18 protein-coding genes are annotated in these 21516 nt (G+C 70.9%); 10 read left to right on the forward strand and 8 right to left on the reverse strand.

Annotation, left to right across the window (positions count from 1 at the left end; genetic code table 11):
* Window positions 1–29: 29 nt before the first annotated feature.
* Window positions 30–320: a hypothetical protein gene (locus OG624_RS15120; RefSeq protein ID WP_371592829.1), complete on the reverse strand. Its 291-nt coding sequence runs from the start codon at window positions 318–320 to the stop codon at window positions 30–32.
* Here OG624_RS15120 and OG624_RS15125 point away from each other — a divergent pair.
* On the forward strand, window positions 298–675 hold the full coding sequence (locus OG624_RS15125; protein ID WP_244290909.1) for a DUF4232 domain-containing protein: 378 nt from the start codon (window positions 298–300) through the stop codon (window positions 673–675). The two genes, OG624_RS15120 and OG624_RS15125, sit on opposite strands and share 23 nt — an antisense overlap.
* A gap of 132 nt (window positions 676–807) precedes the next feature.
* Here the strand turns inward: OG624_RS15125 and OG624_RS15130 are convergent, their stop codons facing one another.
* A complete protein-coding gene (locus OG624_RS15130) occupies window positions 808–1950 on the reverse strand; it encodes a PP2C family protein-serine/threonine phosphatase (protein ID WP_033223984.1) in 1143 nt (380 codons plus the stop codon).
* A 117-nt stretch (window positions 1951–2067) separates the two neighbouring features.
* Here OG624_RS15130 and OG624_RS15135 point away from each other — a divergent pair, with 117 nt between their 5' ends.
* Complete coding sequence (locus tag OG624_RS15135) at window positions 2068–3303, forward strand: GNAT family N-acetyltransferase (protein WP_033223983.1); 1236 nt, start codon at window positions 2068–2070, stop codon at window positions 3301–3303.
* A 10-nt stretch (window positions 3304–3313) separates the two neighbouring features.
* On the opposite strand, the gene OG624_RS15140 is transcribed toward OG624_RS15135, so the two are convergent.
* Both OG624_RS15140 and OG624_RS15145 read right to left on the reverse strand, forming a co-directional pair.
* Window positions 3314–4123, reverse strand: a complete 810-nt coding sequence (locus tag OG624_RS15140) for an Fpg/Nei family DNA glycosylase (protein WP_033223982.1) — start codon at window positions 4121–4123, stop codon at window positions 3314–3316.
* Between the two features lie 79 nt (window positions 4124–4202).
* The gene (locus OG624_RS15145) at window positions 4203–4688 is read right to left on the reverse strand and encodes a ribose-5-phosphate isomerase (protein ID WP_030757241.1); all 486 of its coding nucleotides are present in this window, start codon (window positions 4686–4688) and stop codon (window positions 4203–4205) included.
* Between the two features lie 218 nt (window positions 4689–4906).
* On the opposite strand from OG624_RS15145, the gene OG624_RS15150 reads away from it, so the two are divergent.
* On the forward strand, window positions 4907–6340 hold the full coding sequence (locus tag OG624_RS15150) for an amino acid permease (RefSeq protein WP_033223981.1): 1434 nt from the start codon (window positions 4907–4909) through the stop codon (window positions 6338–6340).
* A gap of 75 nt (window positions 6341–6415) precedes the next feature.
* Here OG624_RS15150 and OG624_RS15155 read toward each other — a convergent pair whose 3' ends face one another.
* Window positions 6416–7000 carry a biotin transporter BioY gene (locus OG624_RS15155; RefSeq protein WP_033223980.1) on the reverse strand — a complete coding sequence of 195 codons (585 nt, stop codon included), beginning with the start codon at window positions 6998–7000 and terminating at the stop codon, window positions 6416–6418.
* A 286-nt stretch (window positions 7001–7286) separates the two neighbouring features.
* Here OG624_RS15155 and OG624_RS15160 point away from each other — a divergent pair, with 286 nt between their 5' ends.
* From OG624_RS15160 to OG624_RS15170, 3 genes are all read left to right on the forward strand, one after another.
* Window positions 7287–8684, forward strand: coding sequence for an amino acid permease (locus OG624_RS15160; protein ID WP_030757232.1), 1398 nt, complete (start codon window positions 7287–7289; stop codon window positions 8682–8684).
* 242 nt (window positions 8685–8926) lie between these two features.
* Entirely contained in the window at window positions 8927–10327 is a 1401-nt protein-coding gene (locus OG624_RS15165; protein WP_326748086.1) for an amino acid permease, read from the forward strand.
* Between the two features lie 163 nt (window positions 10328–10490).
* Complete coding sequence (locus OG624_RS15170) at window positions 10491–11147, forward strand: superoxide dismutase (RefSeq protein WP_030016698.1); 657 nt, start codon at window positions 10491–10493, stop codon at window positions 11145–11147.
* Window positions 11148–11285: 138 nt separating this feature from the next.
* Here OG624_RS15170 and OG624_RS15175 read toward each other — a convergent pair whose 3' ends face one another.
* On the reverse strand, window positions 11286–11930 hold the full coding sequence (locus tag OG624_RS15175; protein WP_030715850.1) for a mycothiol-dependent nitroreductase Rv2466c family protein: 645 nt from the start codon (window positions 11928–11930) through the stop codon (window positions 11286–11288).
* 139 nt (window positions 11931–12069) lie between these two features.
* Here OG624_RS15175 and pepN point away from each other — a divergent pair, with 139 nt between their 5' ends.
* Window positions 12070–14628, forward strand: coding sequence for an aminopeptidase N (pepN, locus tag OG624_RS15180; protein WP_033223978.1), 2559 nt, complete (start codon window positions 12070–12072; stop codon window positions 14626–14628).
* A gap of 258 nt (window positions 14629–14886) precedes the next feature.
* Entirely contained in the window at window positions 14887–15849 is a 963-nt protein-coding gene (locus tag OG624_RS15185) for a hypothetical protein (RefSeq protein WP_266356870.1), read from the forward strand.
* On the opposite strand, the gene OG624_RS15190 is transcribed toward OG624_RS15185, so the two are convergent.
* Complete coding sequence (locus OG624_RS15190) at window positions 15825–16712, reverse strand: pyridoxamine 5'-phosphate oxidase family protein (protein WP_033223976.1); 888 nt, start codon at window positions 16710–16712, stop codon at window positions 15825–15827. The genes OG624_RS15185 and OG624_RS15190 overlap by 25 nt on opposite strands.
* A complete protein-coding gene (locus tag OG624_RS15195; protein WP_033223975.1) occupies window positions 16712–17170 on the reverse strand; it encodes a VOC family protein in 459 nt (152 codons plus the stop codon). Before OG624_RS15195 ends, OG624_RS15190 begins: the two co-directional genes overlap by 1 nt.
* Before the next feature lie 121 nt (window positions 17171–17291).
* Here OG624_RS15195 and OG624_RS15200 point away from each other — a divergent pair, with 121 nt between their 5' ends.
* Window positions 17292–17852 carry a CGNR zinc finger domain-containing protein gene (locus OG624_RS15200; protein WP_161288858.1) on the forward strand — a complete coding sequence of 187 codons (561 nt, stop codon included), beginning with the start codon at window positions 17292–17294 and terminating at the stop codon, window positions 17850–17852.
* Window positions 17853–18125: 273 nt separating this feature from the next.
* Complete coding sequence (locus OG624_RS15205; protein ID WP_033224032.1) at window positions 18126–21449, forward strand: S8 family serine peptidase; 3324 nt, start codon at window positions 18126–18128, stop codon at window positions 21447–21449.
* Window positions 21450–21516 lie beyond the last annotated feature (67 nt).

Raw genomic sequence — 21516 nt, forward strand, 5'->3', positions numbered from 1 at the left:
CGGGGATTGGCCCGCGTGTCGTCGTAGGCTCACCGGATGATCACGAAGCGGCGGACGAGGCGACGGATACGGGCCCTGGTGACGGCGGGGGCGCTGGCGGGCGTGGTGGCGGGGGCGGCGGGGTGCTCGACGCCACCGGCCCCGAGGACCGCTCCCGGGCCGACCGCGGTGAGTGTGACGGCGAGGCCCGCGCCCGACCGCAGTGCGCCGCCGGCGCCGTCGGCCACGGCGCAGGCCTGCCCCGAGGGCGGGGTCCGGCTCGTCGAGGGGGAGGGGAACGCGGCGATGGGGCTGCGGGTGGCGGATTTCCAGCTGGTCAACTGCGGTACGCAGCCGTACGTGCTGGAGGGCTACCCGCGGCTGTCGCTGCGCGACGACCGCGACGGTCCGCTGGAGGTCTCGGTGGAGCACGGGTCGGCGGGGATCACCACGGGCACGCCGAACCTGGACGCGGCACCGCAGCGGGTGGCGCTGGCCCCGGGACAGGCGGCCGTCTTCGGGATCGTGTGGCGCAACCTCGTCACCGACGGGACGGTGGTGGCCACCACGGCGCAGGTCCTGGAGGTCGAGCCCCGGCCCGGCGCGCCCCGGCTGTCGCTGCGGTTGGCCTCGCCGGTGGACCTCGGGAACACCGGGAAGCTGGGGCTCGGGCCGTGGCAGCCGCTCACCCGCTGATCCACCGACCCGCCGACCCGCCGACCCGCCGACCCGCCGACCCGCCGACCCGCCGAGAAAGCCTCAGCCCGCGGCGGCGAAGGCCGGAGTACGCCCGGTGGCGAGCGTGGCCGTCGAAACCCCACCTCGCGGTCAGGCGGAGCGGCGGATGAGCAGCAGGGCGCGGTCGTCGTTGACGTCCTTGGCGACCTTCTCGATCAGGTGCCAGGCCGCGCCGTCCCAGCCGGAGGCGACGTAGCGGTCGGCCTCCCCGGTGAGGCGGTCGATGCCCTCGCTGATCTCCCGGTCGGAGGTCTCGACCAGGCCGTCGGTGAAGAGCATCAGGACGTCGCCGGGGCGCAGGTTGCCGCGGTCGGGGGTGAATTCGGCGCCGTCGTAGACGCCGAGGAGGGGGCCCTCGCCGGTCTTCTCCTGCCAGCGGCCGGTGCCCGCCGAGAGTTGGAGGGCGGGGAGGTGGCCGGCCGAAAGGAGTTCGTAGTCGCCGGTCTCCAGGTCCAGGACGAGGTGGATGGAGGTGGCGAAGCCCTCGTCCCAGTCCTGGCGGAGCAGGTAGCCGTTGGCGGCGGGCAGGAAGCCGTGGGCGGGCAGCGCGCCGAGCAGCCCGCCGAAGGCGCCGGACAGCAGCAGGGCCCGGGAGCCGGCCTCCATGCCCTTGCCGGAGACGTCGGTCAGGACGATCTCCAGGGTCCGGCCGCCGTTGGTGCGGGCCGCGACGACGAAGTCGCCGGAGAAGGACTGGCCGCCGGCGGGGCGCAGGGCCATCTCGCGGTGCCAGCCGCGTGGCAGGGCGGGCAGTTTGCTCTGTACGCGGATGCGTTCGCGCAGGTCGAAGAGCATGGTGCCGCCGCGCCGCCAGGGCACGCCGACGCGGCTGCGGAACTGGGCGATGACCAGGCCGAAGAATCCGCAGGCCGCGACGACCAGCACGGTGCCGGGGGTGACGCGGGCGGGACCTTGGGTGTACGGGCCGAGTACCAGGGCCTCGACGATCAGTGCGGTCGCGGAGGCGGCGTAGAGGGCGAGGAGGCTGGCGGGGCGCAGCAGCAGGCCGCCGGCGACGATCGGCAGGACGAGCGCCGAGGGCGAGAACCAGACCGGCAGCATGATCGTGCCGCAGGCGATGGCGGGGATGGTGAGCAGCAGCCCGCCGAAGGCGAGCCAGTCGGAGCCGTCGCCGCGGAAGTAGTCGACGGCTGATTTACGCAGGGCAGTGCGGCTCCGGTGCGACAGCATGCGCATCCGGGCCATGAGGGATTCCACGCGTGCTCCGGCCATTGCTTCGGGACCTTATCCATCCTGGCTGTGGATGCGCAGGGGTACCCCCGGACCAGGGGACGGCGGGCGCCCGAAAACAGGTCGACTGGGACGGAATGCCCTGCTAGGGATGGGCACATGACTCTGGAGATGCGCGTAATACGAGCTGATGAGTGGGATGTCTGGTACGACCAGCTGGAACTGGCGTTCGGCGGTGTCCCGGAGGCTCCCGAGGAGCGGGAGCTGTGCAGGTCGCTGACGGACACCGATCGCTCGCTCGGCGTCTGGGACGGTGACACCTGCGTGGGCTCGGCCGGCGCCTTCGCCTTCCGGTTGTCCGTGCCGGGCGGGGCGGTCGTCCCGGCGGCCGGTGTCACGGCGGTGGGCGTCTCCCCCACCCATCGCCGGCGGGGGCTGCTCACCTCTTTGATGCGGCGCCAGCTCGACGACATCCGGGCGGGCGGCGAACCGCTCGCCGTGCTGACGGCCTCGGATCCGGCGATCTACGGGCGCTTCGGCTACGGCACGGCCGCCTACGCCCTGTCGGTGGAGATCGACACGACCCGCGTCCGGCTGTCCGTACCGCCGGGGACGGACGGCATCCGGTTGCGGCTCGTGGATCCGGGCCGGGCGCTGGCCGACTGCGAGCGGGTGTACGCGGCGCTGGTCGCCACCCGGCCGGGCATGCTCGCGCGGCAGCCGGGCTGGGAGGGGATGCCGCTGGTGGATCCGGCCTCGACGCGTGGCAACGGTTCGGCGCTGAAGTGCGTGGTCGCCGAGCGGGAGGACGGGGAGGTGGCCGGGTACGCCCGCTATCGGGTCAAGGCCGACTGGGACCATGTGGGTGCGGAGGGCAAGGTCGAGGTGAGCGATCTCGACGCGTTGGACCCGGCGGCGTCCGCGGCCCTGTGGCGCTACCTGTGCTCGATCGACCTGACCTGGACGGTACGGGCGCCGCGCCGGCCGGTGGACGACCCGGTGCTGCATCTGGTGAGCGACATCCGGCGGTCGCGGCCGCGGACGCGGGACTCGTTGCACGTACGGCTGGTGGACCTGGCGGCGGCGCTGGAGGCGCGGACGTACGGGGCGCCGGTGGACGTGGTCATGGCGGTGGCGGACGCGTTCTGCCCCTGGAACGAGGGGCGGTGGCGGCTGGTGGTGGACGCCAAGGGCGTGGCCCGCTGCACCCGGACCGAGGAGCCGGCGGACCTGGAGCTGTCGGTGCGGGAGCTGGGGTCGGCGTACCTGGGCGGGATCACCCTCACCTCGCTGGCCGCGGCCGGCCTGGTGCGGGAGCTGCGGCCGGGCGCGCTGACGGAGGCCTCGCGGGCCTTCGTCGGGGACGTGGCGCCCTGGCTGCCGCACGGCTTCTGACACACCCGCGTCAGCGGGACTGACAGCCGGGGCACCAGAAGAGGTTGCGGGCGGCGAGGTCGGCGGTGCGGATCTCGCCCCCGCAGATGTGGCAGGGCATGTTCGCCCGCCGGTAGACGTACACCTCGCCGCCGTGGTCGTCGACGCGGGGCGGCCGGCCCATCGCCTCGGGCAGGTGCTCGTCGCGGACGGTGTCGATGCGGTTGTTGCGCACGCCCTCACGCATCAGGGCGGCCAGGTCGGCCCACATGGCGTCCCACTCGGCGCGGGTGAGGTCCTTGCCCGGGCGGTACGGGTCGATGCCGTGCCGGAAGAGGACCTCGGCGCGGTAGACGTTGCCGACGCCCGAGACGACCTTCTGGTCCATGAGCAGGGCGGCGACGGTGGTGCGGGAGCGGGAGATCCGGGCCCAGGCGCGGTCGGGGTCGTCGCCTCGGCGCAAGGGGTCGGGGCCGAGCCGGTCGCTTATCGCGTGCTTCTCCTCGTCGGTGATCCACGCGCAGGTGGTGGGGCCGCGCAGGTCGGAGAAGTGGTGGTCGTTGGCCAGGCGCAGTCGGACGGTGTCGGTGGGCGGCGGGGCGGGCGCGGGGCCGATCGCGTACTTGCCGAAGAGTCCGAGGTGGATGTGGATCCACCCGTTCTCCTTGAAGCCGAGGAAGAGGTGCTTGCCGTGGGCGTCGACGCCGTCGAGGATCCGGCCGTCGAGCAGGGCCGCGCTCTCGGCGAACCGTCCCTGGGGGCTGCTGACGGCGACCTCCCACCCCGCGAAGCGCGTCAGGTGGTCCTCGGCGAGGCGGTGGATCGTATGCCCTTCGGGCACGGCGGTGCTCCTCGGAGAAGGCTTCGGGGAATGAAAGAGCCGTGCCACCCGTCCTCGGGCGGCACGGCCTGCGGCGGGATCAGCCCTGCGGGTGGTGGGCCGGGATCGGGGGAAGCTCGCCGGTGGTCTCGTAGGCGGAGAGCATGTCGATGCGGCGGGTGTGGCGCTCCTCGTCGGAGTACGGGGTCGCCAGGAAGGCCTCGATGAAGCTGACGGCCTCGTCCTGCGTGTGCATCCGGCCGCCGACGGAGATGACGTTGGCGTTGTTGTGCTCACGGCCGAGCTGGGCGGTCTGGACGCTCCAGGCCAGGATGGCGCGGACGCCCTTGACCTTGTTCGCGGCGATCTGCTCCCCGTTGCCGGAGCCGCCGATCACGATGCCGAGGCTGTCGGCGTCGGCGGCGGTCTTCTCCGCGGCGCGGAGGCAGAACGGCGGGTAGTCGTCCACCGCGTCGTAGATGTGGGGCCCACAGTCGACGGGCTCGTGGCCGTTGTTCTTGAGCCAGTCCACCAGGTGGTTCTTGAGCTCAAAGCCGGCATGGTCGGATCCGAGGTACACGCGCATGGGACGAGTGTGGCACGAGGAGGCCCTCCGGCCCGCAGCGGGTGTCGCGTAAGTCACTTCTAAAGCTCAAGTAAACCCAAAGAACGCAGATGGGACACGGCGGAGCGGCCCCCTGGACGTTCACACCAAGGCAACGATCCGGATTGAGGTCTTCCGTCCTGCGTTCATCTCAGGTTTGAATGCCGGGGCTCGCAACCCGAGAACCTAAGGATCCGTCCATGAGCTCCACGACGACCCTTCAGAAGGAAGGCGGCCCCACCGGGAACCCCGGTGACGGCCAGCCCTCCGACGGTCTGAAGGCCGGTCTCAAGAACCGCCACCTGTCCATGATCGCCATTGGCGGCGTCATCGGCGCCGGCCTCTTCGTCGGTTCCGGTGGCGGCATCGCCAAGGCCGGCCCCGCCATCCTGATCTCCTACGCGCTCGTCGGCGCGATGGTCGTCTTCGTGATGCGCATGCTCGGCGAGATGGCCGCCGCCAGCCCGAACTCGGGCTCCTTCTCGGCCTACGCCGACCGCGCGCTCGGCCGCTGGGCGGGCTTCTCCATCGGCTGGCTCTACTGGTTCTTCTGGGTCGTCGTGCTCGCGGTGGAGGCCACCGCCGGTGCCGCCATCCTGGAGAGCTGGATCCCGGCCGTCCCGCAGTGGGCCTGGGCCCTGATCGTGATGGCGGTGCTGACCGCCACCAACCTCGGCTCGGTCGCCTCCTACGGTGAGTTCGAGTTCTGGTTCGCGGGCATCAAGGTCGTCGCCATCGGCGCGTTCGTGATCGTCGGCATGCTGGCCGTCTTCGGCGTGCTGCCGGGCTCGGACAACCCCGGCGCGGGCTTCGCGCACCTCACCGACGCCGGCGGGTTCTTCCCCAACGGCTACGGCGCGGTCCTCACCGGTGTGCTGATGGTCGTCTTCTCCTTCATGGGCAGCGAGATCGTCACCCTGGCGGCCGGCGAGTCGGAGAACCCCCGCAAGGCGGTCACCCGGGCGACCAACTCCGTCATCTGGCGGATCGGCGTCTTCTACCTCGGCTCGATCTTCATCGTGCTGACCCTGCTCCCGTGGAACGACAAGTCGATCACCGAGAAGGGCTCGTACGTCGCCGCCCTGGACTCGATCGGCATCGCGCACGCCGGCACGATCATGGAGGTCATCGTCCTGACCGCCGTGCTGTCCTGCCTGAACTCGGGCCTCTACACCGCCTCCCGCATGGCCTTCTCGCTCGGTGAGCGCGGCGACGCCCCCAAGGCGTTCGCCAAGGTCAACAAGAACGGTGTGCCGGTCGCCGCGATCCTGGGCTCCACGGTCTTCGGCTTCGTCGCCGTCTACTTCAACTACGCGTTCAAGGACACGGTCTTCAACTTCCTCCTGAACTCGTCGGGCGCCATCGCGCTCTTCGTCTGGCTGGTGATCTGCTTCACCCAGCTGAAGATGCGCGGGATCCTGGTCCGCGAGGCCCCGGAGAAGCTGACCGTGAAGATGTGGCTCTTCCCGTGGCTGACCTGGGCCACCGCAGCCCTGATCATGTTCGTGATCGGCTACATGTTCGTGGACGACGCCAACCGCGAGGTGGTCACCCTGTCCACCCTGGTCGCCGGCATCGTCGTGCTCGTCGGCGTGGTGCTGGACTTCCGCCGCAAGAAGGCCCTACAGGGCTGATCGCACGTGCACGTACGCCGGAGCCCGGCCCGCCTTCACAAGGCGGGCCGGGCTCCGGTGCGTATCGGGGTCCGCTCAGCCGCGGCGGCCGAGCAGCTTCCAGGCGGCGGGCAGGGCGCCCATGGCCAGCGCGGCCTTGAGCGCGTCGCCGATCAGGAACGGGACCACGCCCTTCGCGACGGCCACGCCGAGGGACATCCCGGTGGCGGCCATCAGGTACGGCACGCCCACCGCGTAGATCACGGCCGAGCCCAGCACCATCAGGCCGGCGGTACGCAGCACCGAGCGGTCGCCGCCGCGCCGCGCGAGGGCGCCGACGACGGTGGCGGCGAGCAGCATGCCGAGCACGTAGCCGAAGGAGGCGCCGCCTGCGCCGGAGGTCCCGCCCGCGAACCACGGCACACCGGCCATGCCGACGAGGGCGTACAGCGCCAGCGAGAGGAAGCCGCGGCGGGCACCGAACGCGGTACCGACGAGCAGCGCGGCGAAGGTCTGGCCGGTGACGGGGACCGGGGAGCCGGGAACGGGAACCGCGATCTGGGCGGCCAGGCCGGTGAGCGCGGCGCCGCCGACGACGAGCGCGATGTCGCGGACGCGGCTCGCGGGCAGCAGGTCGGCGAGGACGGCGCCGGGCCGGAGGGAGACGGAGGCAGTGCTCATCGGGAGGCTCCACGGGGAAGGGGGTGGCGGGACGATCACCGACGCTAGTGCGCGCTCCCCCGCCGCCCCACCGTCGCCCGGGACAAAGCCGCCCTCCCCACTTTGGTGGGGATACCACAAACCCTGCGCTTCACCATCGACCTGACGTGATCCTCGTCACGAGGAAGATCAGACAACACGTCCGTTTTGCACGGACGACCGCCGCTCAGCAAGACTGTAGGGTCCCGCCAATCCTGACGCGGAGCCCCCACCGCCGCTGGGCCGAACGAGAGTACGAGCACCCTTCATGCGCGAGCGCCTGGAAGAAGCACCTCCCACGACGGGCGACCTGCCCGCGGAACCCCTCAGCCACAGCCTCAAGCAGCGCCACCTGACGATGCTGGGCCTCGGCGGCGTCATCGGCGCCGGGCTCTTCGTCGGCTCCGGCGCCGGTATCGGCATCGCCGGTCCCGCGATCATCTGCTCCTATCTGCTCGCGGGCGTCCTCGCGATGCTGGTGATGCGGGCGCTGGGCGAGATGTCGGCCGCGATGCCCGCCTCGGGCTCCTTCTCCGTGTACGCGGAGCGGGCCCTCGGGCGCTGGGCCGGTTTCTCGGCCGGCTGGCTGTACTGGTTCCTGCTGGTCGTGGTGCTGGCCGTGGAGGCCACCGGCGCGGCGAAGATCGCGAACGGCTGGCTGCCCGCGGTCGACCAGTGGGTCTGGGTGCTGCTGTTCATGGTGGTCTTCACCGTGAGCAACCTGGCCGCCGTGAAGAACTTCGGCGAGTTCGAGTTCTGGTTCGCCGCGCTCAAGGTCGGCGCGATCGTGCTCTTCCTGATCCTGGGCACCCTCGCGGTCTTCGGCCTGCTCCCGGACACGGAGCCGGTCGGCATGGCCAACCTCACCGGCCAGGGCGGCTTCTTCCCCGAGGGCTTCGGCGGCGTGGTCGCCGGCATGCTCGCCGTCATCTTCGCCTTCGGCGGCCTGGAGGTCGTCACCATCGCGGCCGCCGAGTCGGACGACCCGGCGCGGTCGGTGTCCCGGGCGGTGCGCAGCGCGGTGTGGCGCATCCTCTTCTTCTACGTCGGCTCGATGGTGGTCATCGTGACCCTGCTGCCGTGGAACTCGCTGAAGCCGGGCGAGAGCCCCTACGTCGCGGTCCTCGACTCGATCGGCATCCCGGCGGCCGGGCAGATCATGAACATCGTGGTGTTCGTGGCGCTGCTGTCGGCGCTCAACGCGAACCTGTACGGGTCCTCGCGGATGGTCTTCTCGCTGGCCGAGCGCCGTGAGGCGCCGCAGGCGCTGCTGAAGGTCTCGGGCGGCGGGGTGCCGCGCCGGGCGGTGTTCGCCTCGGTGGCCTTCGGCTTCGTGTCGGTGGTGCTCAACCTGCTGTGGCCGGACACGATCTTCCTCTACATGCTCAACGCGGTCGGCGCGGTGCTGCTGTTCGTGTGGGCGCTGATCGCCGTCTCGCAGCTGAAGCTGCGCCGCCGGATCGAGCGGGACATGCCCGAGCGGCTGACCCTGCCGATGTGGCTGTTCCCGTACGCGACCTGGGCGGCGCTGCTCGGGATGGCGGCGGTGCTGGTCCTGATGCTGTTCGACGACTCGGCGCGGCCGCAGCTGCTGTGGTCCACGGGCGCGGCCGCGCTGGTCCTGGCCGTGGCGGGGATCCGGGAGCTCCGGGCCCGTAAGGCCTGACGCGGGACACGTGGAGGAGGACCCCGGTGCCACGGCGCCGGGGTCCTCCTCTTTCTTTCCTTCCCGGGCCGCGGGGACGTGGGGCGGGAACGTGGGGCGGGGAGCTGGGGCGCGTACGGGGATGATCACGAACCGTGAGCCGAATGTCCGAATATCGGACGTCAGACGTCCGGCGATCGGACACTCGGCAGACTGGCGCACCTCATCACGTCCCCCCGCACAACCGGACAGGCACACCCCTCATGAGTCAGAGCACCCTGACACCTCCCGAAGCACCGCGAACCGACGCCGGATCACCCCTCGGCAACGGACTCAAGCAGCGCCACCTCTCGATGATCGCCCTCGGCGGTGTCATCGGCGCCGGACTCTTCGTCGGCTCCGGCGCGGGCATCGCGGCCGCGGGCCCCTCGATCGTGCTCGCGTACGCGGCGTCCGGGCTGCTCGTGATGTTCGTGATGCGGATGCTCGGCGAGATGTCCGCCGCCGACCCGGCCTCGGGCTCCTTCTCCGTGCACGCGGAGCGCGCGATCGGCCCCTGGGCCGGATTCGCCGCCGGCTGGATGTTCTGGACCCTGCTCTGCGTGGGCGTGGCCATCGAGGGCATCGGCGCGGCGCACATCATGACCGGCTGGTTCCCGGGCACCCCCTCCTGGATGTGGGTGCTGGTCTTCATGGCGCTGTTCTGCGGCTCCAACCTCGCCGCCGTCTCGAACTTCGGCGAGTTCGAGTTCTGGTTCGCCGCCCTCAAGATCGGCGCGATCGCGCTCTTCCTGGGCCTGGGCGTCCTCGCCGTGCTCGGCCTGCTGCCCGGCACGGACTCCCCCGGCGCCGCCAACCTGCTGCACGACGGCGGCCTCCTGCCCCACGGCGTGGACGGACTGCTCGTCGGACTGCTCGCCTCCGTCGTCGCGTACGGCGGACTGGAGACGGTGACCATCGCGGCCGCCGAGTCCGAGAACCCGGTGCAGGGCGTGGCCAAGGCCGTGCGGACCACCATGTGGCGGATCGCGATCGTCTACGTGGGCTCCATGCTGGTCATCGTCACCCTCCTGCCGTGGAACGACCCGGCCGTCACGGCGGACGGCCCGTACGCCGCGACCCTGGACCGCCTGGGCATCCCGGCCGCCGGCGAGATCATGAACGTGGTCATCCTGATCGCCCTGATGTCCGCGATGAACGCCAACATCTACGGCTCCTCGCGCATGGCCTACTCCCTCGTCTCCCGCGGCCAGGGTCCGAAGGCGCTGGGCAAGGTCAGCGGCGGGGTGCCGCGTCGGGCGGTCCTCGCCTCCTGCGGCTTCGGCTTCGTCACCGTGCTGCTGTCCTACTGGTACCCGGACACCCTGTTCGCCTGGCTGCTGAACATGGTGGGCGGGGTCATCCTGGTCGTCTGGGGCTTCATCGCCGTCTCGCAGTTCGTGCTGCGCCGCCGGCTGGAGCGCGAGGCCCCCGAGAAGCTGGTCGTGAAGATGTGGGGCTTCCCGTATCTGACCTGGGTGGCGCTGGCCGGGGTGGCCGGGGTCCTGGTGCTGATGGCCCTGGGTGAGGACACGCGCGTCCAGGTGATCTTCACCGGCGGGCTGACCGTCGCCCTCGCGGTGACCGGTTACGTGATGCAGCGCCGGGCGGCCGGCCGGGCCTGACGGATCGTCGGAAGACGAGGGCGGGCTCCGTGCGAAGACACGGGGCCCGCCTTCGTCGTTCAGAGGTAACCCTTACATGTGGCCTGGAATAGATACTGCTAGCGTGCAGTTGCGCATTGATTGCAATAAGCAGTTGGCACGCCGAGGGGACCGGATAACACGCATGGCCATCTACACGCTTCCTGAGCTTCCGTACGACTACGCGGCACTGGAGCCGGTGATCAACCCGCAGATCATCGAGCTGCACCACGACAAGCACCACGCGGCCTACGTCACGGGCGCCAACAACACGCTGGAGCAGCTGGCGGAGGCGCGCGACAAGGAGAACTGGGGCGCCCTCAACGGCCTGGAGAAGAACCTCGCGTTCCACCTCTCCGGCCACATCCTGCACAGCATCTACTGGCACAACATGGCCAGCCCGAAGACCGGCGAGGGCGGCGGCGAGCCCACCGCGGCCGACGGCCTGGGCGACCTGGCCGACGCGATCACCGAGTCCTTCGGCTCCTTCGCGAAGTTCAAGAAGCAGCTGACCTTCGCCTCCTCCGCGACGCAGGGCTCCGGCTGGGGCGTGCTCGCGTACGAGCCCGTCAGCGGCCGTCTCGTCGTCGAGCAGGTCTACGACCACCAGGGCAACGTGGGCGTGGCGAGCACCCCGATCCTGGTCTTCGACGCCTGGGAGCACGCCTTCTACCTTCAGTACAAGAACCAGAAGGTGGACTTCATCGAGGCCATGTGGAACGTCGTCAACTGGCAGGACGTCTCCAAGCGCTATGCCGACGCCAAGGCGAACACCCCGCTGCTGATCCCCGCCAAGGGCTGATCGCGCCACCACAAGCCCGTCCGCCTCGTGATCGTCTTCTCAACCTTCACCGGCGGGCGTGTCGAACGGAAGACCCCCGTGAGGACGTGACTCACGGGGGTCTTCTGTATGGTGCGCCGGCCGGGCCGGCGGGTCCGCCTACTCGAAGGACGGGCCCTTGGTACGGGTGCGCTTGATCTCGTAGAAGCCCGGGGTCGAGGCGACGAGCAGGGTGCCGTCCCAGAGCCGGGCGGCCGCGTCGCCGCGCGGGGTCGGGGTGACGACCGGACCGAAGAAGGCCACATCGCCCTCGGCACCCGGAACGGAGATCACCGGGGTGCCGACCTCCTGGCCGACCCGGTCGATCCCGTCGTTGTGCGAGGCCCGCAGCACCTCGTCGTACTCGTCCGAGTCGGCGTAGGCGAGCAGCTCGGCCGGCAGGCCGACCTCGGCCAGCGCCTCGGCGATCACCTCGCGGGTCGGGCCCTTCTCGTCGTTGTGTATGCGGGTGCCGAGCGCGGTGTAGAGCTTGCCGGTGACTTCCTCACCGTGCTTCTGCTGCGCCGCGATCACCACGCGCACCGGGGCCCAGCCCTTGGGGCCGAGCAGCTCGCGGTAGACCTCGGGCAGCTCGTCGAGCTTGTTCTCGTTGAGCACCGCGAGGCTCATCACGTGCCAGCGGACCTCGACGTCGCGAACCTTCTCGACCTCGACCATCCAGCGGGACGTCATCCAGGCCCAAGGGCAGAGCGGGTCGAACCAGAAGTCGACCGGGGTCTTCTCGCGCACCTGGGTGTCGGTCATGTCTCTCCTCAGTCTGGGCATGCGTCGCGAAAGGGCATCACTGGGCTCACGTTCCCCGTCACCAACCAGTACCGGGTGACGCGCATTCCCTCGTGCGAGGATTCGACACAAGAACGCGATCACGCACGAAGGAGTGCATGTGCCCGGAGAGAATCTGTCCCGCGACGAGGCCCGCGAGCGGGCCGAGCTGCTGTCCGTCGACGGGTACGAGGTGGTCCTCGACATCCGGTCCGCGGTGGACGATGCCGAACCGGCCGAGGGTCCGCGGACCTTCCGCTCGGTGACGACGATCCGCTTCCGGGCGGCGGGCACCGGCGCCTCCACCTTCGCGGACCTGATCGCGCCCTCGGTGAACGCCGTGACCCTGAACGGGCGCGCGCTGGACGTGGCCGCCGTCTTCGACGGCTCCCGGATCTCCCTCGACGGCCTCGCCGCCGAGAACGTCCTCGTGGTCGACGCCAACTGCGCGTACAGCCGGACCGGCGAGGGCCTGCACCGCTTCGTGGACCCGGAGGACGGCGAGGTCTACCTCTACACCCAGTACGAGCCGGCCGACGCGCGGCGGGTGTACGCGAACTTCGAACAGCCTGACCTGAAGGCCCCGTACCGCTTCGAGGTGACGGCTCCCGACGGCTGGCAGGTGTGGAGCAACGGCGCGGAGGAGTCCCGCGACGCGGGTGTCTGGCGGTTCGCGGAGACCGCGCCGATCTCGACGTACATCACGTGCGTGGTCGCGGGCCCCTACCACTACGTGACGGACTCCTACACGCGCGGGGACCTGACCATCCCGCTGGGCGCGATGTGCCGCAAGGGTCTGGCGAAGCACTTCGACGCCGATGACATCTTCCTCATCACCAAGCAGGGCTTCGACCTGTTCCACGAGATCTTCGACTACCCGTACCCCTTCGGGAAGTACGACCAGGCCTTCGTGCCGGAGTACAACCTGGGCGCGATGGAGAATCCGGGGATGGTGACCTTCCGCGAGGAGTACATCTTCCGCGGCAAGGTCACCCAGGCCTCGTACGAGGCGCGCGCGAACGTCATCCTGCACGAGATGGCGCACATGTGGTTCGGCGACCTGGTCACCATGAAGTGGTGGGACGACCTGTGGCTGAAGGAGTCCTTCGCCGACTTCATGGGCTCCTTCGGGCTGGTCGAGGCCACCCGCTTCGACCAGGCGTGGATCACCTTCGCCAACCGCCGCAAGTCATGGGCCTACCGGGCCGACCAGCTGCCGTCCACCCACCCGATCACGGCCGACATCCGTGACCTGGAGGACGCCAAGCTGAACTTCGACGGCATCACCTACGCCAAGGGCGCCTCGGTGCTCAAGCAGCTCGTCGCCTATGTGGGACGGGAGGCCTTCCTGGAGGGCGCCCGGCGCTACTTCAAGGCCAACGCCTACGGGAACACGACGCTCGACGACTTGCTGTCGGTGCTCGCGGAGGTCTCGGGGCGCGACATGGCCGAGTGGTCGCGGGCCTGGCTGCAGACCGCCGGTGTGAACGCGCTGACCCCGGTGCTCACCTACGACGCGGGCGGCCGCCTGACGGAACTGGCCGTCGTGCAGGAGGGCGACGAGCTGCGTCCGCACCGGGTCGCGGTGGGCCTGTACCGGCTGGAGTCCGACGGGACCCTGGTCCGCTACGCGCGGGCCGACGCGGACGTGTCGGGCGCGCGGACGGTCGTCACGGAACTGGCGGGCACCGAGCGCCCCGACCTGGTCCTGGTCAACGACGAGGACCTCACCTACTGCAAGATCCGCTTCGACGAGGGCTCGTTGGAGACCCTGCGGGCGCACCTCGGGGACCTGACGGACCCGCTCGCGCGGGCCCTGTGCTGGTCGGCGCTGTGGAACCTGACGCGCGACGGCCTGATGCCGGCGCGCGACTTCATCTCGCTGGTCCTCGCGCACGCGGGCCGCGAGAGCGACGTCGGCGTCCTGCAGATGCTGCACACGCAGGCCCTGGCCTCGGTCACCCACTACGCGGCGCCCGCCCGGCGCGAGCAGGGCGGTCGGGAACTGGCGGCGGGCGCGCTGCACGAGCTGCGGATCGCGGCGCCGGGGTCGGAGCACCAGCTGACGTGGGCCCGCTTCTTCGCGGCGAGCGCGGCGACGGAGGGCGACTTCCAGCTGCTGCTGGGGCTGCTGGAGGGCTCGGCCCGGATCGACGGGCTGGAGGTGGACCAGGAGCTGCGCTGGGACTTCCTGCTGCCGCTGGCCGCGCACGGTGCGGTGGACGAGGGTGTGCTGGCCGCCGAACTGGCGCGCGACGACACGGCCTCGGGCAAGCGGCACCAGGTGCGGTGCCTGGCGGCACGGCCCTCGCAGGCGGTGAAGGACCAGGCGTGGGCGGCGGTGGTCGAGTCGGACGCGCTGTCGAACGCGCTGGTGGAGGCGACGATCGCGGGCATGCAGCAGTCCTCGCAGCGGGGCCTGCTCGCGGGGTTCGCCGGGCCCTACTTCGAGGTGATCGAACGGGTGTGGGCGGACCGGTCGATCCAGATCGCGATGGACGTGGTGAAGGGGCTGTACCCGTCGCTCCAGGACCCGCAGTCCACCGTCTCGGCGACGGACGCCTGGCTGTCGGCCCACGCGGACGCGGCTCCGGCCCTGCGCCGCCTGGTGCTGGAGTCCCGCGACGACCTGGCCCGAGCCCTTGCCGCCCAGCGGTGCGACGCGGCGGCGGGCAACTGACCTGCGGCGCCGCTGCGGGGGCTCCGCCCCCGAACCCCCGGTCCTCAAACGCCGGACGGGCTGAAGGATTCAGCCTCGCCGGCGTTTGAGGCGCGGGGTCCGGGGCGGAGCCCCGGGAAACGGCGCCGGGCCGGTAGCCCACACGGGCGCACCTCATCGGCAGTCGAACGCCCGCACTTTAGCCCCGGCTTGTCCGGATTTGTCGACGAGCGTGTAACAGGGGTTAGCAAGGCCATGGCCTGAGGGAATCACCGCGTCATGAACCACAACGCACCCCTCCCCCTCGCCCACCTCACCGGTAGCCGCCCCCGCGTGCTGACCCTCGCACAGCTGCGCGAGCACGGCGTGACCGCCTCCGACGCGGCCGAGCGGCCCTGGCAGCAGATCCTGCCCGGGGTGTTCCTGCTCCACCCCGGCCCCGCGACCAGCGAGGAGCGGCTGCACGCGGCGCTGCTGTACGCGGAGCGGCGCGGCGGTGGCGAGGCCATGATCACCGGGTTGGCGGCGCTGGCCCTGTACCGGTTCAGCTCCGCGCCCCCGCTGCTCGCCCTCGCGCACATCGACGTCCTCGTGCCCGGTACCCGGCGCCTGCGCTCCGCCGGGGACGTGCGGATCGTACGGACGCACACCCCGCCGCGGTCGCAGGAGGTGACCGGGCTGCCGGTGGCTCCCGTCGCCCGGGCCGTCGCCGACGCCGTCACCCAGCTGTCCGACGCCGGCACCGTGCGCCGTCTGCTGAGCGAGGCCGTTCGCGGCGGCCACTGCGAACCGGCCGCCGTCGTCCGGGAGCTGACCGTGGCACGGCTGCTGAACCGGCCGCACGTGGTCGACGCCGTCGAGTCGCTGCTCGCGGAGGGGCGGGCCATCGCGGAGGACCGGCTGTACCACGTCGTGCGCGGCTACGAGCTCCCCGACCCGGTCTGGAACGTCGACCTGCGCCTGCCCGGCGGCCCGCACCTCGGTGGCGTGGACGCGTACTGGCCCGAACACTCCGTCGCGGTGGAGATCGACACCCGTGCCCCGCGTCAGGGCGAGGACGAGCAGTGGTCCGAGTCCGTGCGCAAGCGCGAGACGTTGGAGCGGCTCGGGGTGACCGTCATCCACGTCACCCCGCGCAAGCTCCGGGACTGGCCCGAGCAGCAGGCAGCGGTGATCCGGACCGCCCTGACGGCCGCCGACGACCGGGAACCCGCCGCCTACCTGGTCGTACTGCCCAGGTGAGGCGAGTACTCCGGGGTGCTCCAGAGCAGCCGCCCCGGGTGCACGCTCTCCACCACCGACTCCACCCGGAAGCGGGTGCGGCGGCTCCCGTCGGCCCCGAACTCCGTCCGGGCCCGGCCGGTGAGCTGGAGGACCGCCCCGCTCTCCCAGTCCGGGAAGAGCAGCCCGGCCCGTGGATCGACCGTCAGGTTCCCCAGCGTCAGGAACATGGCATTGCCCGCGTAGTCCGGCCAGGCCAGTTCGACCGGCGAGAGCACCTCCACGAAGCCCGGCAGCCCGCCCCGGTGACTGGCGTCGACCCCGTCCGCCTCCGCCGTGGTGGCGATGAAGAAGGTGTCGGCACGCCGGACGGCACGCACCTGGCCAGGGGTCAGCGCCTCCCCGCGACTCATCACGCCGACCCCCTCCTCGACCAGCTCCAGCGGCTGACGCCGCTGCAGGTACTTGGGGCAGTTGGCGAAGACCCGCTCGGCCTCGACGGCGAAGCCCCGCGGCGTCGCGGCGAGGGTTCCGTTCAGCCTCATCCGGCGCCGGGTGCGCGGGTCGAGCGCGATGGTCCCGATCCGGGTCCCGTCGGTGGCCGACGCCTCGGCGAGCGGGTCCCCGGCCGGCACCGCTCCCACGACGGAGATCCGGTGCGGGCCGGTGGCCCGTACGAAGCCGGGCGGGCCGGTGAGCAGCGAGGCCCACATCCGGCCGAGGCCGTCGGCGGCCCCGACGACCAGGTGCGGCTGCAGTTCCAGGAAGGCCGCGGCGACGTCGCGGATGCCCGTACCGATCGAGCGGCCGACGTGCTCGGCCGGCCCGCGCACGCCGACCCGCTCCTGCACCGCCAGCGACCCCCAGTGGTAGACGCCGGCCATTAGAAGAACCCGCAGGTCGGCGCCCCTGTGGTGGGGGCGGGCGCATCCTCGGCGCCGGTCGGCACGGAGATCTCCAGGCGGATGCCGTCGGGGTCGTGGAAGAAGATCCCGCCGGAGGCCGCGCCCTCGCGGTGCGCGACGACGCCCTCGTAGGCGAACGCGACGCCCAGGCCGCGCAGCCGCTCCTCGTACGCGCGCACCTCCTCGACCGCGTCGGCCGAGAACGCCAGGTGGTGCAGTCCGGCCGCGGCCGGCGCGTAGGCACCGTCGGCCTGCTGCCAGAGGGTGAGGACGAGCTCGCCGTCCCGGCCGAGGAAGGCGAAGCGGCGGCCCTCTTCCTTGCCTTCGCCGAGCACCTGGAAGTCGAGGGCGTCCCGGTAGAAGGCGAGCGAGCGCTCCAGGTCGGTGACGTTCAGGCCGACGTGCCCGGTGCGGAGCTTGCTGATGGCGGTGGTCATGACGGGTCCTCCCCGGAGATCATCCCATGAGATCTAACCTTCTATATTCAATTTAAAGGTTAGTGCGGGCGGCGTCAACCGTTCACGTATTCTTGAGGGGTTAGCGAGCGAGGAGACGGACATGGCGACGGTGGACGCACGGCCCCTGATCGGGGAGCCGATCGCCCTCGATCTGCTGAACACCCGCTGGATGCGGGAGGGGGAGCTCGTCGACCTCTTCGCGGGGGCCTTCGGGCTGAGCCGCGTCGAAGGGCTCGCGGTCTGGCTGGAGTCCGCCGGGCTGGCCGGCCGGTTCCGGGCCGACGCCTCGACCCTCGTCCACCTGATGACCGCGCGCGAGGCACTGGCCCGCGCGGTGGCGGACCCGGCCGACGAGAGCGCTCGCGCGCTGGTCGACGCCGTACTGGAGCACGGCCGCATCCGCGCCACCCTGACCGCCGAAGGGCCGGGCGAGCGCGCCGAGTTCGACGACCCCACCTGGGGTCCGGCCTGGACGGCGGCCCGGAACTACCTGGAACTGCTGGGCACCGCGCCCGAGCGGATCCGCAGGTGCGCCTCCGAGACCTGCGTCCTGCACTTCCACGACACCTCGCGCAACGGCACCCGGCGCTGGTGCTCGATGTCCGTCTGCGGAAACCGGGCGAAAGCCTCACGTCATTACGCGCGCACGCGCGAGCGCTGAGCGCGCAAAATCTGTCACACCCGCACCGGGACGCGATCGCGTCCCGGTGCCGACGTATGGCCGTCAAGTCGATAAATCGATCGAGCAACCCCTGCGGTTCGCACCGCTGTGCCCCGGTTAGGTCGCGCCGGCGCATTCTCAGCGCCGGCGAGAGTCCGCCATGGCAGGTCTCGGTCAATGACAACTCTCCCCAAAGAGCTGTCGCTTAGGCCAAGCTGACCGGTCATCCGGCACCGAAATCCGGACCGTATCTTTCACTTACCAGGGATGCTGATGACCCTCGAATCCCCCAGCTCCATATCCGGGGCCAGACGCGTCGCGCGCGTCGCGGCCGCGGCCGGTCTGGTCGCCGCTCTCGCGGCCACCGGCGCCGGGCCCGTCTTCGCGGCGACCGCCGCGGACACCCCGGGCACCTCGCCCGCGGTCAAGTCCGCCGACCAGAAGCTCGGTTCGGCCGACGCCGAGCTGCTTCAGCAGGCCAAGGCCAAGGGCGACGCCAACGTCACCGTCATGGTCGCGACCGCCCCCGGTCAGACCAAGCAGGTGGCGGACCAGCTCGCTTCGGTCCAGGGCGCCTCGGTCGGCCAGACGTACGACAAGCTCGGTTACGTGCGCGCCACCCTGCCCACCGGCAAGGCCGAGGCCGCGCTGAAGGCGGCCACCAAGCTGGACTCGGTGCACGGCATCGACCTGCGGCACGAGATCCAGCTGCCGGACCCCCGTCCCGACGCGGACCGCGAGACCGGCACGGTGAAGAAGACCGCCGCCGAGACCTACGCGGCGCCGGACAAGAACACCCCCGCGAAGAACCCGTACAACCCGTCCTTCGAGACCGGCGCGGTCGACTTCGTGAAGGACAACCCGCAGGCCGACGGCCGCGGCGTGACCATCGGCATCATGGACTCGGGCATCGACCTCGGTCACCCGGCCCTGCAGAAGACCACCACCGGCGAGCGCAAGATCGTCGACTGGGTGACGGCCACCGACCCGATCACCGACAACGACGCCACCTGGCGCCCGCAGATCACCCCGGTCACCTCCAGCGGCGGCAGCTTCACCGCGGGCGGCCAGAGCTGGAAGGCCCCGGAGGGCAGCTTCCAGTGGAGCCGCTTCACCGAGTCGATCACCGCCACCGGTGACATGGCGGGCGACGTCAACCGCGACGGTGACACCACCGACCGGTTCGGCCTGCTCTACGACGCCGCCGCCGGCACGGTCCGCGTCGACACCGACCAGGACGGCGACTTCACGAACAACGAGCCGATGAAGCCGTACAAGGACGGCTACCAGATCGGCTACTTCGGCACGGACAACCCGGCGACCGACGTCGCCGAGCGCATCCCGTTCGTGATCGAGATCCGCAAGGACGTCCCGATGGACCCGCTGGGCGGTGACTGGGTCGGCAAGAAGGCCGACTTCGTCAACGTCGGCATCATCGAGTCCGAGCACGGCACGCACGTCGCCGGCATCACCGCCGCCAACAGCCTCTTCGGCGGCAAGATGAACGGCGAGGCGCCCGGCGCCAAGCTCGTCTCCTCGCGCGCCTGCTCCTGGTCCGGCGGCTGCACCAACATCGCGCTGACCGAGGGCATGATCGACCTCGTCGTCAACCGCGGCGTGGACATCGTCAACATGTCGATCGGCGGCCTGCCGGCGCTGAACGACGGCAACAACGCGCGCTCCGAGCTGTACAAGAACCTCATCGACACCTACGGCGTCCAGCTGGTCATCTCGGCCGGCAACTCGGGCCCGGGCGTCAACACCATCGGCGACCCCGCCCTCGCGGACAAGGTCATCTCCGTGGGCGCGTCGGTCTCCAAGGAGACCTGGGCCGCCAACTACGGCTCCGGTGTGAGCGCGAAGTACAACATGTTCCCCTTCTCCTCGCGCGGTCCGCGTGAGGACGGCGGCTTCACGCCGACCATCAGCGCCCCCGGCGCGGCCATCAACACCATCCAGACCTGGCTGCCCGGCGCCCCGGTGAAGGAGGCCGGCTACACCCTGCCGGCCGGTTACGGCATGCTCCAGGGCACCTCGATGGCCTCGCCGCAGGCGGCGGGCGCGAGCGCGCTGCTGATCTCGGCCGCCAAGCAGCACAACATCAAGCTGACGCCGTCCTCCCTGCGGGTCGCGCTCACCACGGCCGCCAAGAAGATCGACAACGTCCCCGCGCACGCGCAGGGTTCGGGTCTGATCGACATCCCCGGTGCGTGGGAGTCCATCCAGCGTGACGCGAAGGCCAACGAGTTCACCGTCAAGGCGCCGGTCGACACCGCGATCGACCAGTTCCTGAAGACCCCGGGCTTCGGCACCGGCCTGTACGACCGGGAGGGCGGCCTCAAGGTCGGCCAGAAGAAGGTCTACAACGTCGTCGTCACCCGCACCACGGGCGTCAAGTACGGCACCCGGCACGACCTGAGCTGGCGCAACAACGACGGCACCTTCAAGGTCATCGGCGGCTACGACTACGTCACCCTGCCGCTGAACAAGCCCGTCACCATCAAGGTCGAGGCCAACGCCAAGACGGCCGGTGTCCACAGCGGCATCCTGCAGCTGGACGACGAGACCACCGAGGGCATCGACAAGCAGATCCTGACGACCGTCGTGGCTTCCGCCCCCCTGGCCGCGCCGGCGTTCTCCCTGTCGCAGTCCTCCACCGTGCAGCGCAACTCGCACAAGTCGTACTTCGTGACGGTGCCTCCGGGCGCCAAGAGCCTGGAGGTCGCGCTCGGCGGTCTCGCGGCGGGAGCCCAGACGCGCTTCATCGCGATCCACCCGTACGGCGTGCCGGTCGACCCGACGGCCACGACCAACTGCTACCCGAACTACGACAACCCGGCCAACACCTGCCGCCCCGACGTGCGCTCGTACCCCGAGCCGACGCCGGGTGTCTGGGAGATCGAGGTCGAGGCCCGTCGTACGTCGCCGGTGCTCGACAACCCGTTCAAGCTGGACGTCTCCGTGCTCGGCGCGGCCTTCGACCCCGCGGTCAAGGTCCTGCCCGAGGTGAAGCAGGGCACCCCCGCCCCGGTCCAGTGGAGCGTCAAGAACGCCGGCGCGGCCATCTCCGGCGGCAAGCTCGTCGGCGGCCCGCTCGGTTCCGCGAAGGTCGCCAAGCCGACCATCACGCCCGGTGAGACCCACTCCACCGAGATCGCGGTCCCCGCGGGCACCTCGCGCCTCGACGTCGCGATCGGCAAGGTGTCCGACACCGCCGCCGACCTCGACCTCGAGGTCTACAAGGACGGCATCAAGGTCGGCTCGGCCGCCGACGGCGACTCCGAGGAGGCCGTGAGCCTGGTGAACCCGGCCGCGGGCACCTACACCGTCAAGGTGATCGGCTACGCGATCCCGTCCGGCTCCACCACGTACGACTACCGCGACGTGTTCTTCTCGGCCGCCCTGGGCTCCGTCCAGGTCGACGAGGCCGCCGCGGTGAACCTCGCCACCGGCGCCACCGCGCAGGTCTCGGCGAACGTCCTGGTCACCAGCCCGGCCCCCGAGGGTCGGCAGTTCTTCGGCCAGGTCCAGCTGCTCAACGCCCGCGGCACCGCCGCCGGCACCGGCAGCGTGCAGATCGAGAAGGTCCTCCCGTAGGACCCTGAAGTACGCAGGACCCGAGGGGGCGGCGCTCTGACGAGCACCGCCCCCTCGGGCCGTTCCC

It is taken from the genome of Streptomyces virginiae (genome assembly GCF_041432505.1).
GTDB lineage: Bacteria > Actinomycetota > Actinomycetes > Streptomycetales > Streptomycetaceae > Streptomyces > Streptomyces virginiae_A.

Coding starts and splice junctions, on each gene's coding strand:
- OG624_RS15130 (WP_033223984.1), bottom strand. CDS start 1,950: ATGGCCGGAGCACGCGTGGAATCCCTCATGGCCCGGATGCGCATGCTG.
- OG624_RS15135 (WP_033223983.1), top strand. CDS start 2,068: ATGACTCTGGAGATGCGCGTAATACGAGCTGATGAGTGGGATGTCTGG.
- OG624_RS15145 (WP_030757241.1), bottom strand. CDS start 4,688: ATGCGCGTGTACCTCGGATCCGACCATGCCGGCTTTGAGCTCAAGAAC.
- OG624_RS15150 (WP_033223981.1), top strand. CDS start 4,907: ATGAGCTCCACGACGACCCTTCAGAAGGAAGGCGGCCCCACCGGGAAC.
- OG624_RS15155 (WP_033223980.1), bottom strand. CDS start 7,000: ATGAGCACTGCCTCCGTCTCCCTCCGGCCCGGCGCCGTCCTCGCCGAC.
- OG624_RS15160 (WP_030757232.1), top strand. CDS start 7,287: ATGCGCGAGCGCCTGGAAGAAGCACCTCCCACGACGGGCGACCTGCCC.
- OG624_RS15165 (WP_326748086.1), top strand. CDS start 8,927: ATGAGTCAGAGCACCCTGACACCTCCCGAAGCACCGCGAACCGACGCC.
- OG624_RS15170 (WP_030016698.1), top strand. CDS start 10,491: ATGGCCATCTACACGCTTCCTGAGCTTCCGTACGACTACGCGGCACTG.
- OG624_RS15175 (WP_030715850.1), bottom strand. CDS start 11,930: ATGACCGACACCCAGGTGCGCGAGAAGACCCCGGTCGACTTCTGGTTC.
- OG624_RS15185 (WP_266356870.1), top strand. CDS start 14,887: ATGAACCACAACGCACCCCTCCCCCTCGCCCACCTCACCGGTAGCCGC.
- OG624_RS15190 (WP_033223976.1), bottom strand. CDS start 16,712: ATGGCCGGCGTCTACCACTGGGGGTCGCTGGCGGTGCAGGAGCGGGTC.
- OG624_RS15195 (WP_033223975.1), bottom strand. CDS start 17,170: ATGACCACCGCCATCAGCAAGCTCCGCACCGGGCACGTCGGCCTGAAC.
- OG624_RS15200 (WP_161288858.1), top strand. CDS start 17,292: ATGGCGACGGTGGACGCACGGCCCCTGATCGGGGAGCCGATCGCCCTC.
- OG624_RS15205 (WP_033224032.1), top strand. CDS start 18,126: ATGACCCTCGAATCCCCCAGCTCCATATCCGGGGCCAGACGCGTCGCG.